We start from the raw sequence: 12,794 nt of genomic DNA, 5'->3' as shown, positions 1-12,794 counted from the left end.
GGTCGGACAGGGCGCGGCGTCCGGTGCGGTGCATCGCAAGGCGCCGGAGCGTCTTGATAGCGGAGCTGTTCGGACGTTTCGGCAACGCCGCGAGGCGCCGTGCCAGACGCCGCCACCCCGGCCATGATCCGCCGGACACGCCCTGAGGGGCCGCCCGCACCACGGATGGCGGACGGCCCCTCAGGGCGTTGTGCGTGCAACCGCGCGGGCGAGTGGGCCCGCGGTCGGACTAGGAGGCCTTGGCCTTCTCGCCCTCGGTCTTGGCGGCGGCCGGTGCCGGGGCCGGCTTGGCGGCCTCGTAGAACTCCTCGCGCGGCGTCTCCATGGCGCCGAGCGAGACGACCTCGCGCTTGAGGAACATCGCAAGGGTCCAGTCGGCGAAGATCCGGATCTTACGGTTCCAGGTCGGCATCGCCATGCCGTGGTAGCCACGGTGCATGTACCAGGCGAGGCGTCCCTTGAGCTTGATCTTCATCTTACCCATGACGATCATCGCGACGCCCTTGTGCAGCCCCAGACCGGCGACGGCACCCTTGTTGGCGTGGCTGTACTCCTTCTGCGGGAAGCCCCGCATACCGGAGATGACGTTGTCGCCGAGGACCTTGGCCTGCCGCAGCGCGTGCTGGGCGTTGGGCGGGCACCAGGCGTTCGGGTTGCCGGCCCTGCGGCCGATCATGTCCGGAACCTGGGCGTTGTCGCCCGCGGCCCAGATGTAGTCGGTGCCCTGCACCTGGAGCTTCTCGGAGGTGTCCACGTGACCGCGCGGACCGAGCGGCAGGCCGAAGCGGGCCAGCGCCGGGTTCGGCTTCACGCCGGCCGTCCACACGATGGTGTTGGAGTCGACCTCAAGGCCGTTCTTCAGAACGACGTGACCGTCGACGCAGGAGTCCATGGAGGTCGAGAGGAAGACCTCCACACCACGGGACTCCAGGTGCTCCCGGCCCCAGGTGCCCAGCTTCGGGCCGACCTCGGGAAGGATCTTGTCGGCGGCGTCGACGAGGATGAAGCGCATGTCCTCGCGCTTCACGTTCGTGTAGTACTTCGCCGCGTCGCGGGCCATGTCCTCGACCTCGCCGATGGTCTCCGCGCCGGCGAAGCCGCCGCCCACGAAGACGAACGTCAGCGCCCTGCGGCGGATGTCCTCGTCGGTCGTCGAGTCGGCCTTGTCCAGCTGCTCGAGAACGTGGTTGCGCAGGCCGATGGCCTCCTCGATCCCCTTCATGCCGATGCCCTGCTCGGCGAGGCCGGGAATCGGGAAGGTGCGGGAGACCGCGCCCATCGCGATGACCAGGTAGTCGAAGGGCAGCTCGTAGGCCTCGCCGACCAGCGGCGCGACCGTGGCGACCTTGCGGTCCTGATCGATAGTCGTGACACGGCCGGTGAGCACCTCGGCCTTCGGCAGTACGCGTCGCAGCGGGACGACGACATGCCGAGGCGAGATGCTGCCGGCAGCAGCTTCGGGGAGGAAGGGCTGGTACGTCATGTACGAGCGCGGGTCGACGACCGTGACAGTCGCCTCGCCGTAGCGCATCTTCTTGAGAATGCGTCGAGCTGCGTACAGGCCTACGTACCCACCGCCTACTACGAGGATCCTGGGACGCTCCGTGGTGCTCATGCCATCGAGTATCCACCCCGCTCGGAGGGCATGCTCGTGAGCCCCTTCACAAGGTTCGGGCAACCTTCTGCTACACTTCGCCGCCCGCGTGACCGAGGTCATGGCCCCGCGAGGGAACCGCGGCGTGGCGACGAACGTTGCTCACCGCTTGTGAGCTGGCCTTGGACCCTCCGGACCGGGTGGACCAGCGCTCCGATTCACCCACCGGCAACACGCCCGGAACACTCCCGCGCCGACGCACGGCGGCCCCGCGAGCGGCTCCGGACACCCATACGGACCAGAACTGCCCTCCGCGGGACCGAATTCCTTGTGAAGAAGTTCACGAACTTCGTCGCGCCATGTCTCGCGAACCACCGCGCGGGCGGCCCACGAAGGCTCAAAGGTGCAGGCCAAAGCACGCATGTGCTGCAGCGGCCTCAGGCGATGGACCAGCCGATTCCGTCGAGGATGTCGTGCTCGCTGACCACGACTTCCCGGGCCCCGGTCCGCTCCATCAGGGCGAGCAGGATCAGCGCCCCGGACGTGATCACATCGACCCGTCCCGGGTGCATCGCACCGATGGCGGCCCGCTCGGCGTGGGTGGAGCCGACGAGCCGCTCGGTGATCTCCCGCACCTGCTCGAAGGAGATCCGGGAGTGGTGGATCGCCTCGGAGTCGTACGCGTCGAGCCCCAGGGCGATCGCGGCGACCGTGGTGACCGTCCCGGCGAGGCCGACGAGGGTGGCGGCCCCGGCGAGCGGGACGGTCTCCTCCGCGAGGTCCAGGGCGGCGTCGATGTCGGCGCGCATCGCGGCGATCAGGGAGGGCGTCGGCGGGTCGGTCACGACGCCGTCGTGCACCAGGTGCCGCTCGGTCATCCGTACGCAGCCGATGTCCACGGAGCGCGCGGCCCGCACATGGTCGTCGCCGACGACGAACTCGGTGGAGCCGCCGCCGATGTCCACGACGAGGTACGGCTTGGCGAGGTGGTCGCGGCCCGCGAGCTCCTTGGTGGCTCCGGTGAAGGAGAACTCCGCCTCCTGGTCACCGCTGATCACCTCGGGCTCGACGCCCAGGATCTCCAGCACCCCGCGGACGAACTCGTCCCGGTTCTCCGCGTCGCGGGAGGCGGAGGTGGCGACGAAGCGGATCCGCTGTGCCCCGTGCTCCTTGATCACCGCCGCGTACCGGCGGCAGGCGGCGAAGGTCCGCTCCAGGGCCTCGGGGGCAAGCCGACCGGTCCGGTCGACGCCCTGGCCGAGGCGGACGATCTCCATCCGCCGGTCGAGCTCGACGAGCTCACCGGTGGACGGGTCCGCGTCGGCGACGAGCAGGCGGATGGAGTTGGTACCGCAGTCGATGGCGGCCACGCGGGTCATCAAGTACTCCCAGCTCAAGCCCCTCCGGCGAACGAGGAGCAGTTCAAGCCCCTCCGGCGATCGAGGAGCGGGGTCGGGGGCAGAGCCCCGAAACCCAGCCCCTCCGGCGATCGAGGAGCGGGGCCCCGGGGCGGAGCCCCGGTGAGACGAACGGTCAGCCCTCGTCCGGCGCGCCGCACGGCGAGACGCACGGCCCCTTGCGCCACCACTCCGGCAGCATCGCGATCGCCTCGTCGCCCAGCGGATTCACCCCCGGCCCCGCGGCCAGCGAGTGCCCCACCAGGACGTGCAGGCACTTCACCCGGTCCGGCATGCCACCCGCGCTCGGGAAGCCCTCCAGCACCTCGATGGCGTCGCGCCGTGCGATGTAGTCCTCGTGAGCGGCCCGGTAGGCGGCGGCCAGCTCGGGATCCGTACCGAGGCGCTCGGTCATCTCCTTCATGACCCCGTTCGCCTCCAGCGTGCCGATCGCGGACGCGGCACGCGGGCACGTCAGGTAGTACGTCGTCGGGAACGGCGTACCGTCCTCCAGCCGGGGCTGTGTCTCGACCACGTCCGGGTTGCCGCACGGGCAGCGGTGCGCGATCGCGCGCAGGCCGCGCGGCGGGCGGCCCAGCTGCTGCTGGAACGCGGCGATGTCCGCCTCGGTGGGCGCGGTGGGCTCGGTCTGCGGAGGGGGGGTTTCCATGCCTGCCTAGGTTCTGATCGGGCTGCTCGAACTGCGGTTCTGCAGATGGATGAGGTCAGTCAGTCGCGGTCGGCGCTGTCCACGCCGTCCCAGAGGCTGGAGTGCCACGGCCGGCCGGACTCGTCCGTCCTGCCCTCGCGCTCCTTGACCGCGTCGGGGTCGATCACCGTATAACCGGTCTCCCCGGGAAGAAGGTAGTGCAGGTGCGTACGGGCCAGCTGCCTGATGTACGCATCGTCCTGGAGGCGCGCCTTCTCGTCGCGCAGCTCCTCGGTACGGGCCTTGGCCTCCTGGGCCAGCCGCTCCTGGTCGGCGATCTCGTCCTGCTGCGAGACGTACTGCCGCATCGGGTACGCGAGCGCGACCACCAGGGAGCAGACGACGAGCGCGAGAAAGGCCGCCCGGCCGGTGAGCCGTGAGCGGCGGTCCTGACGGCGGTTCTGGGACCGGTAGACGCGGGCGGCGGTCTGCTCGCCGAGCAGTCGCAGCCGGGTCGCGGTGGAGAACCGGTCCCGGTCCTTCGCGGCCATGTCTCCGCCTCCCCACTACGCACGTCCGTCCCCGCACACGGTACGGGACCGAGTGCGGGGACGGACGGACGCCATGGCCTTCGGCCCCTGACAGGCCGAATGGGATGATCAGCCCTTGCTGCGCCCACCTGTTCGCGGAGCGCTGTGTCTACTGGTTCGGCAGAGCGCTGTGCCTACTGGTCCGCAGGGCGAAACCGCGGGAAGGCCGAGCGGCCCGCGTACACCGCGGCGTCGTCGAGGATCTCCTCGATGCGCAGCAGCTGGTTGTACTTGGCGACGCGGTCCGAGCGGGCCGGGGCGCCGGTCTTGATCTGGCCGCAGTTCACGGCGACCGCGAGGTCGGCGATGGTGACATCCTCGGTCTCGCCGGAGCGGTGGGACATCATGCACTTGAAGCCGTTGCGCTGGGCCAGCTCGACGGCGTCCAGCGTCTCGGTCAGCGAACCGATCTGGTTGACCTTGACGAGCAGGGCGTTGGCGGAGCCCTCCTCGATACCGCGGGCCAGGCGCTCCGGGTTGGTGACGAAGAGGTCGTCGCCGACGATCTGCACCTTGGTGCCGAGCTTGTCGGTGATGACCTTCCAACCGGCCCAGTCGTCCTCGAACAGCGGGTCCTCGATGGAGACCAGCGGGTACGCGGAGACGAGCTCCTCGTAGTACTCGGTCATCTCGGCGGCCGAGCGGGACTTGCCCTCGAACTCGTACTTGCCGTCCTTGTAGAACTCGGACGCGGCGACGTCGAGCGCGAGCGCGATGTCCTTGCCCGGGACGTAACCGGCTTCCTTGATGGCCTCGACGATGAGGTCGAGGGCGGCGCGGTTCGACTCCAGGTTCGGCGCGAAGCCGCCCTCGTCGCCGAGACCGGTCGACAGGCCCTTGGCCTTCAGGACCTTCTTCAGCGTGTGGTAGACCTCGGCACCCCAGCGCAGCGCCTCGGAGAAGGACTCCGCGCCGATCGGCGCGATCATGAACTCCTGGATGTCCACGTTGGAGTCGGCGTGCGAACCGCCGTTGAGGATGTTCATCATCGGAACGGGCAGCAGGTGCGCGTTCGGGCCGCCGAGGTAGCGGAACAGCGGCAGGTCCGAGGCCTCGGAGGCGGCGTGGGCGACGGCCAGCGAGACACCGAGGATGGCGTTGGCGCCGAGCGAGCCCTTGTTCTCGGTGGCGTCCAGGTCGAACATCGCCTGGTCGATCAGGCGCTGCTCGGTGGCGTCGTAACCGACGAGCTCCGGGCCGATCTGCTCGATCACGGCGAGGACGGCCTTCTCGACACCCTTGCCCTGGTAGCGCTTGGGGTCACCGTCGCGAAGCTCGATGGCCTCGAACGCACCCGTGGAGGCGCCGGACGGAACGGCAGCACGGCCCGTGCTGCCGTCGTCGAGGCCGACCTCTACCTCGACCGTGGGGTTTCCGCGGGAGTCGAGGATTTCCCGGGCTACGACGACGTCGATGGACGGCACGAGGCATCTCCTTCTGGGATATGACGCTGGTTGTGCAGGGTCGCTTTGGCCTTGCGCCAAGAGCCTAACCGGCCCGGCCCGCTCAGCCCGACGAACGCCCGGCCCCTGGGACGAAAAAGGACCCAAGATTGCACATTGCCGGGCAAACAGCAAGAAATTTACCGGTCAGTAACTACCGCAGTCGAACGGTCCGGTGCTCCCCCGAGCACGGACGGCGGAACCCCGGCCCGGCGCATACGGGGGAATGCGCGCCGGGCCAGGGTGCTCAGGGGGGAGGGAGCCGCGACTACTTCGTCAGGTGCAGCTGCTGACCCGGGTAGATCAGGTCGGCGTCCTTGACGATGTCCTTGTTCAGCTCGAACAGCTGCTGCCAGCCGCCCTCGACCTCGTGGTCGGCGGCGATCTTGCTCAGGGTGTCGCCGGAGACGACCTTGTACTCGCCGTCGCCCTTCTCGACCTTCTCGCCGGTCGGGGTGGTGACGGTCTTCTTCGACTCGGCCTGCGGGGCGGCGGAGCGCTCCGAGCGGGAGGCGGCGGGGGCCTCGGTGCGCTCGCTCTGCTCCGACTGCGCCTGCTGCTGCGGGGCGGCCGGGGCGCTCTGCTGCTCGGAGGCGCCGGAGCTCGCGGTGGAGTTGGAGGAGGAGCCGGTGTCGACACCCGGGTCGACGCCGTCGTTGGTCAGGCCGCCTGCGGCGGCGCAGCCCCAGGCACCCGGGCCCTGCATGTCGAGGAGCCGCTCGGCGGTGGCGATCTGCTGGGCCTTGGTGGCCAGGTCGGCGCGGGCGGCGTACTGCGTACCGCCGGCGGCGGCCCAGCTGGACTGCGAGAACTGCAGACCGCCGTAGTAGCCGTTGCCGGTGTTGATGGACCAGTTGCCACCGGACTCGCACTGGGCGACGGCGTCCCAGGTGGCGACGGAGGCGGCGGAGGCGCTGGTCGCACCCATCAGGGGCACGGCGACGGCGGCACCGGCGACACCGGCGAGCGTGGCGACACGGACGACCTTGGACGGGCGACGGTGCTTGCCCTTGCTGGAAAGCAGCATGGAACTTCTCCTCACCGACGCCTACGAGGTGAGCTGTCGGGTTCGGGCCAAGTGAGTTGCCCGGCCGCACGTCCTAGCGCGCGACTTCACCCCAAGCCGGTCCTGATGCGTCTTTCGACGATCGGGCCCGGCGCTTACCTGGGTCCCCCGCTCCTGCCTACGGCGCTTTACGCGTCTGTTCCCTCCGACCGACGGCAGGATTCGGCGTGACGGTCGACGGGGCCCGCGGTGCGAGCGGTTCCGACCGTAAACATACGCAACCCCCACATTCAAAGATGGACACATCGGACAATCAACCCGTACTTGCATCTGAGGAACCGTCGTTTCCGCAGGTGGGAAGCGATGCGGAAGGGCTTCCCAGGCGCGACACGCCAGTTGACGCAAAGAGACCCATGTCTCACTTACGCATAAGCGGACATAGGTCCCTGAACTACCCCGATTTTCGGGGCGCTTTTAGTCGATTATCAGACTGCCTTCACTGACCCTTCACGTCGAGATCAAGGCTCTGGCCAGGAAGGATGAGGTCCGGGTCGGAGCCGACGGCACCCTTGTTGGCCTCGTAGAGCGCGGGCCAGCCACCGGGAACCTTCTGTGCATCAGCAATCGACCAGAGGTTGTCGCCCGACCGGACGGTGTACGTGCCGTCAGCCGCCGGCCCGGCCGTGTCGCGCGTGTCGCCGCCACGGGAGGCGTGCCGGCCCGACTCACGGTCGCCGCCATCCGTCCCGCGGCTCCCCTCGGCGGCCGGCGCGCCGCGGTGCTTGCCGCCCGCACGACTGGACGAATCGGGTGAACCGGACGCATCACGGGGCGCATCGGAGGGCGCGTCCGAGGGCGCGTCCGAGGGCGCGTCAGGGGACGGGGTGGCCGAGCCGGAGGGCTTCGAGGACGGCGAGGCCTTCCCCGACGGTTTGCCGGACCTCTCCGAGCCGTCCGCGTCGTCCACGGCGCCCCTGGACGGCGTGGCGCCGTCGGACGACGTGGCGCCGTCGGACGGCTCCGCCGACGAGCCGTCAGCCGGCCCGGCGCTCCCGGCCGGTTCCTCGGCGGGCGCGGAGCCCGGGTCGACCCCCGGCAGCGTCCCGTCCGCCGCGAGGCCGGAGATGCCCGCGCAGCTCGACCAGGCCTTCGGGCCCTGGTCCTCCAGGACCTTCTCGGCCACGTCTATCTGCTGGGTGCGACTGGCGAGGTCGGCGCGCTCCGCGTACGCCTGGCCGCCGTACGCCTTCCAGGTCTCCTGCGAGAACTGCAGGCCGCCGTAGTAACCGTTGCCGAAGTCGGCGCTCCACGAGCCGCCGCTCTCGCAGTCGGCCACCCGGTCCCAGGTCGTGGCGTCGGCCGCGTACGCACCGGACGCGCCGAGCAGCGGGATGGCGATGGCCGATCCGGTCACGCCCGCGGCGACGACGATGGCGGGTGCCTGACGGGGGCGACGGTGTCTGCCGTTCGCGGAGCCCATGGGGTTGCCTTCCGTGTGACTGACGTGTGACGGGTGAGTCGAACGGTGAACCTAGCGGGACTCGAACGCGCGTCACAAGTCGATGCAGCACAGATCACGTGAAAGTCACAGAGTTGACGGAGCGTCACTTTCACCGTGTGCGGGCCCCGGCGTGAACTCCACGGGAAGTGTGCGAAGTCCACGCATGATGAGCCCGCCACGCCACCGCAAATCGGTAGGTTCCACCGCAAGCCGCAGGTCCGGAAGGCGGGTCAGAAGCGTGGCGAGCGCGGTCTGTCCCTCCAGCCGGGCGAGCGGCGCGCCCAGGCAGTAGTGGATGCCGTGCCCGTATCCGAGGTGCTGATTGTCACGTCGTGCGAGGTCGAGCGTGTCGGGGTCCTCGAAGCGCTCCGGGTCGCGGTCGGCCGCGGCGAGCACCACGAGCACGGGGTCCCCTACTGCGATGTCCTGTCCGCCGAGCGTCAGCGGCTCGGTGGCGAACCGCCAGGTGGCCAGCTCCACCGGGCCGTCGTACCGCAGCAGCTCCTCGATCCCGGTCTCCAGCAGCCCGCTCTCCCCGGATTCGAGGGAGAGCTGGAGCCGTTCGCGCTGCCCGGGGTTGCGCAGCAGGGCGTAGACCCCGTTGCCGATGAGGTTGACCGTGGTCTCGAAGCCGGCGAAGAGCAGGATGAAGGCCATGGCCGCGGCCTCGTTCTCGGTGAGGTGCTCGCCGTGGTCGCTGGCCCGGATCAGCCCGGAGATCAGATCGTCCCCCGGGTTCTCCCGCTTGCGGTGGATCAGTTCGGCGAGATAGCCGCGCATCTTCTTGACCGACCGGGCCACCCCGCCGCGCGGGCCGCCGCCGTGGCGGATCATCATGCCCGCCCAGTCCCGGAAGTCGTCCTGGTCCTCGCGCGGGACGCCGAGCAGATCGCAGATCGCGTAGATGGGGAGCGGGAAGGCGAAGTCGTGGATGAGGTCCGCCTTCCCCTCCGCGGCAAAGCGGTCGATGAGCCGGTCCGTCAGTTCCTGTACGCGGGGTGCGAACTCTGCGACCCGGCGCGGGGTGAACGCCTTGGAGACGAGGCGGCGCAGCCGGGTGTGGTCCGGCGGGTCGATGTTCAGCAGATGCGTCATCAGCTCCGCCTTGCGCTCCCCCGGGATGCCCGTCTTCCCCTTGGCGTGCGCCGGCTCGGCGTGGTGCGCCGGATTCTTGGAGAGCCGGGAGTCGGCGAGCGCCTGCCGCGCGTCCGCGTACCGGGTCACCAGCCAGGCCTCGACGCCGCTGGGCAGCGTGGTCCGGTGCACCGGACTGTGCTCGCGCAGCCAGGCGTACGCCGGGTACGGGTCGGTGGCGAACTCCCAGGTGAAGAGTTCGGGTGCGCCTGCGGGGCAGGCGGCGGGGCGGTCGGCGGGGCTGTGGTTCACCCCTCGACGTTATCCGCTGCCCCCGGACACCCTCCGGCGCCCTCCACCGCCCTGATGGCGTCCCGGTAGGCGCGGCCCGCGGCCCGCAGTGCGGCCTCGGGGTCGATGCCGTTCCGCTCGGCGCGTACGGCGAGGGCGAGGAGCTCGTAGCCGATGCCTTCGCCGGTGGGGAGCGGCACGTCGAGCCCCGCGGTACGGACCCGGCCGGCCAGCTTCGCCGCCAGCGCCAGGCCGGGCTGGCCGAGCGGGACCCCGTCGGTGACCGAGTCGCGCTGCTTCTCGACGGCCTTGGTGCGCAGCCAGTGCGCGTGGACGTCCTCCGGGGTCTCGGCGCTCTCGTCGCCGAAGACGTGCGGGTGGCGGTGGATCAGCTTCTCGACGAGGGTCGCGGCCACGTCGTCGACGGAGAACGGCTCCGCCCCGTCCTCGGGGCGGCCCTCCTCGGCGATCCTGGCGTGGAAGACGACCTGGAGGAGTACGTCGCCGAGTTCCTCGCGCAGTTCGTCGCGGTCGCCGTCCTCGATCGCCTCGACGAGCTCGTACGCCTCCTCGATGGCGTACTTGGCGAGGCCCTTGTGGGTCTTCTGCGAGGTCCACGGGCACTCGATCCTGATCCGGTCCATGACCTGGACCAGATCGAGGAGCCGGGCCCCCGGCAGGTCGTACGAACCGGGCAGCAGCTCCAGGTCCGGCATCCGCACCCGTCCCGAACCGGCGAGCCGGGCCAGGCCGTCGGTCAGCGGCTGGTCGCCCTCGCCGCTCGCGAGGACGACGGCGGACCGGCCGCCCGCACAGGCGTCGACGAGCTCCTGCGCGGCGGGCGCGGCGTGCTCGACGGTGACACCCGCCTCACGCAGATACGGCAGCTGCGGGTGGTCCGGATCGGCGCAGAGCACCCGGTCGGCGGCGTGCAGCGCCTGCCAGGCGGGCCAGGACAGGAGTCCGGGCGCGACACGGTGGCTGGCGGTGAGCAGAACGATACGGCCGGGGTCTTCAGCGTTCACCGTTCGAATCTACCGCGGTCGCTCCCGCCGGTGCCCCGGCCGGTCAGGCCCCGGCCCCGGTATTCGCGCCGGCCGGCTTGGTGACCCGGTTGATCCAGGGGGCCTTGTAGTCGGCGAGCTGCGTCTGCTTGTCGTCCCAGGTGCCGTAGCGCGGATTGACGTCGACGCGCAGTGCCTTCGACGCCTTGCTGAGCGCCTCGCCGACGGCCTGCTGGCCGGCGGGCTGCTGCAGATCGGCGCCGAGCGCCCGGGCCAGCTTCGTCAGCTGGACCTGCTCGCGCAGGACGGAGTCGATCTGGCCGGGGGCGACCCAGCTCTGCTGGAGCATCGCCGTCCGCAGCCCCGCCTCCCCGCCGGACTGGGCCGCCGCGGCCTTGCGCATCTGCTGGATCTCGCTGCGGCTGACGCTCACGCCCGCGTCCTGCGCGGCGCGGTCCAGGACCCGGTCGAAGATCATGCCGTGCAGCTTGGCGCGGCTGAGCTGCCCGGACTTGTCGATGAGCTGGGAGGCGTCCCTCGAATCGCGCTGGGCCTCGCGTACGGCCGCCACCTGGCTCTGCAGCGTGGAGACCTCGATCCGGTCCCCGCCGACGACGGCCGCGGCGCCCGGGCGGGCGTCGCTGCCGCAGGCGGTCAGGAGTGGGGCGCCGGCGAGCAGGGCGGCGGAGACGGTGAGCGCGGTGCGACGGCGGCGGTGCAAAGGAACCTCCCGGGGAGACTTTGTGCATCAGTGCACAAGACCTTGCGGTGATCGATGTTAGGCAGTGGACGTGGCCGCGGCCACTGATTCGACCAACGATTCGGGAGGAGTTGGGGATGTGGGCCCGATCCGGGCCGCTCAGGGCACGCGCTCGGCCGACGGGGCCGGGGCGTCCGGCCGCAGCATGATCGTGCGCGAGACGGCGAAGGTGATCGGGATGGCCGCCGCGGCCGCGGCCAGTGGCGCGTACCGGCTGCTGAACCCGGCGAGGTCGACCAGCAGATACACACCGCCGGTCGTGATGACGAAGTTGGCGGCGTTGGTGAGCGGGAAGAGCAGGAACTTCCGCCAGGTGGGACGGGCCCGGTAGGTGAACCTGCAGTTCAGGAAGAAGGAGCCGGTCATGCTCAGCGCGAAGGCGGTCACATGGGCGGCGATGTAGGGCAGCCAGGTCAGCAGGACGAGGTAGCAGCCGTAGTACGTACCGGTGTTCACCACTCCCACGAGGGCGAATCGGGCCATCTGTGCCGTGACCGTCATCGGCGTACGAACTCCTGGGGCTCTCGTATCCTCTGCGGCGCCTCGGTGTTCGTGGCCTTCACCAGGAAGTGCGGGCGCCTCTTCACCTCGTAGTAGATACGGCCGACGTACTCGCCGACCACCCCGGCCATCACCATCTGGACCCCGGCGAGCGCGGTGACCACAACGACGAGGGTGACGTAGCCAGGGGTTTCCACGCCCTGCACCAGGGCGACGCCGACGATCCACGCCGCGTAGGCGAAGGCCACGGACAGCAGCAGCATGCCCAGGTAGAGCGCGGCACGCAGCGGTTTGTTGTTGAAGGACAGCAGCCCGTCGAGACCGTAATTGAGAAGCTTTCCGAAGGTCCAGGCGGAACTGCCCTGTTCGCGGACGGCATTCTCGTAGCCGAAGGTCGTCGTGCGGAATCCCACCCAGGCGAAAAGGCCCTTGGAGAACCGGTTGTATTCGGTGAGTTCCAGCACGGCGTCGACGGTGCGGCGGGACAGCAGCCGGAAGTCCCCTGCACCGTCGACCAGTTCCACGTCCACCAGGTGGTTGATCAGCCAGTAGTAGGCGCGGGCGCTGAGGGTGCGGGTGACGCGGTCGCCCTTGCGGGTGCGGCGGGCGATCACCTGGTCGTGGCCCTGCGCGTGCTCCTCCAGCATCCGGCCCACGAGCTCGGGCGGGTGCTGCAGGTCGGCGTCCATGATGACCACGGCGTCGCCCTCGGCGTGCTGGAGACCGGCCAGCATGGCGGCCTCCTTGCCGAAGTTGCGGCTGAAGGAGACATAGCGGACCCGCGGGTCCGCGGCGGCCAGCTCCTGGAGGATCACCAGGGTCCGGTCCGCGCTGCCGTCGTCGACGAACACCAGCTGGAATTCATGTCCGAGCCCGGTCATTTCGTCCGTGACACGTTCATGGAAGCGTTCGAGGATCTCTTCCTCGTTGAAACAAGGCACCACCAGCGAGATCAGCACGGATGTACATCAGCGCGGCCAGATGT

12 protein-coding genes and 1 riboswitch are annotated in these 12,794 nt (G+C 69.9%); all 12 genes read right to left on the bottom strand.

All coding sequences use genetic code 11. From position 1 onward, the window contains the following. Positions 1-229: 229 nt before the first annotated feature. Positions 230-1,615, bottom strand: a complete 1,386-nt coding sequence (locus tag ACWCQ6_RS25885; protein ID WP_451093020.1) for an NAD(P)/FAD-dependent oxidoreductase — start codon at positions 1,613-1,615, stop codon at positions 230-232. A 416-nt stretch (positions 1,616-2,031) separates the two neighbouring features. Next, entirely contained in the window at positions 2,032-2,973 is a 942-nt protein-coding gene (locus ACWCQ6_RS25880; RefSeq protein ID WP_451093018.1) for a Ppx/GppA phosphatase family protein, read from the bottom strand. Between the two features lie 154 nt (positions 2,974-3,127). Then, positions 3,128-3,661, bottom strand: a complete 534-nt coding sequence (locus tag ACWCQ6_RS25875) for a DUF501 domain-containing protein (RefSeq protein ID WP_072488302.1) — start codon at positions 3,659-3,661, stop codon at positions 3,128-3,130. Between the two features lie 59 nt (positions 3,662-3,720). After that, positions 3,721-4,191, bottom strand: a complete 471-nt coding sequence (locus ACWCQ6_RS25870; protein ID WP_451093015.1) for an FtsB family cell division protein — start codon at positions 4,189-4,191, stop codon at positions 3,721-3,723. 173 nt (positions 4,192-4,364) lie between these two features. Beyond that, positions 4,365-5,654: a phosphopyruvate hydratase gene (gene eno / locus ACWCQ6_RS25865; protein ID WP_451093013.1), complete on the bottom strand. Its 1,290-nt coding sequence runs from the start codon at positions 5,652-5,654 to the stop codon at positions 4,365-4,367. Positions 5,655-5,940: 286 nt separating this feature from the next. Beyond that, complete coding sequence (locus tag ACWCQ6_RS25860) at positions 5,941-6,699, bottom strand: transglycosylase family protein (RefSeq protein WP_451093011.1); 759 nt, start codon at positions 6,697-6,699, stop codon at positions 5,941-5,943. Positions 6,700-6,702: 3 nt separating this feature from the next. After that, positions 6,703-6,874, bottom strand: a riboswitch (cyclic di-AMP (ydaO/yuaA leader). Positions 6,875-7,174: 300 nt separating this feature from the next. Beyond that, positions 7,175-8,158, bottom strand: a complete 984-nt coding sequence (locus ACWCQ6_RS25855; protein ID WP_451093009.1) for a transglycosylase family protein — start codon at positions 8,156-8,158, stop codon at positions 7,175-7,177. A 105-nt stretch (positions 8,159-8,263) separates the two neighbouring features. Continuing rightward, the gene (locus ACWCQ6_RS25850) at positions 8,264-9,565 is read right to left on the bottom strand and encodes a cytochrome P450 family protein (protein ID WP_451093007.1); all 1,302 of its coding nucleotides are present in this window, start codon (positions 9,563-9,565) and stop codon (positions 8,264-8,266) included. Then, entirely contained in the window at positions 9,562-10,569 is a 1,008-nt protein-coding gene (locus ACWCQ6_RS25845; RefSeq protein ID WP_451093005.1) for a nucleoside triphosphate pyrophosphohydrolase, read from the bottom strand. The genes ACWCQ6_RS25850 and ACWCQ6_RS25845 overlap by 4 nt, the downstream gene beginning before the upstream one ends. A gap of 43 nt (positions 10,570-10,612) precedes the next feature. Next, positions 10,613-11,269, bottom strand: a complete 657-nt coding sequence (locus ACWCQ6_RS25840) for a SurA N-terminal domain-containing protein (RefSeq protein ID WP_451093003.1) — start codon at positions 11,267-11,269, stop codon at positions 10,613-10,615. A 138-nt stretch (positions 11,270-11,407) separates the two neighbouring features. Further along, complete coding sequence (locus ACWCQ6_RS25835; protein WP_451093001.1) at positions 11,408-11,809, bottom strand: GtrA family protein; 402 nt, start codon at positions 11,807-11,809, stop codon at positions 11,408-11,410. Then, complete coding sequence (locus tag ACWCQ6_RS25830) at positions 11,806-12,768, bottom strand: glycosyltransferase family 2 protein (RefSeq protein ID WP_451092999.1); 963 nt, start codon at positions 12,766-12,768, stop codon at positions 11,806-11,808. Before ACWCQ6_RS25830 ends, ACWCQ6_RS25835 begins: the two co-directional genes overlap by 4 nt. Between the last annotated feature and the right edge of the window lie 26 nt (positions 12,769-12,794).

The sequence above is a fragment of the Streptomyces sp. NPDC001880 genome (genome assembly GCF_053594575.1).
The sequence above is the reverse complement of the archived record's forward strand: the minus strand, read 5'-3'. Positions and strand labels throughout refer to the sequence as shown.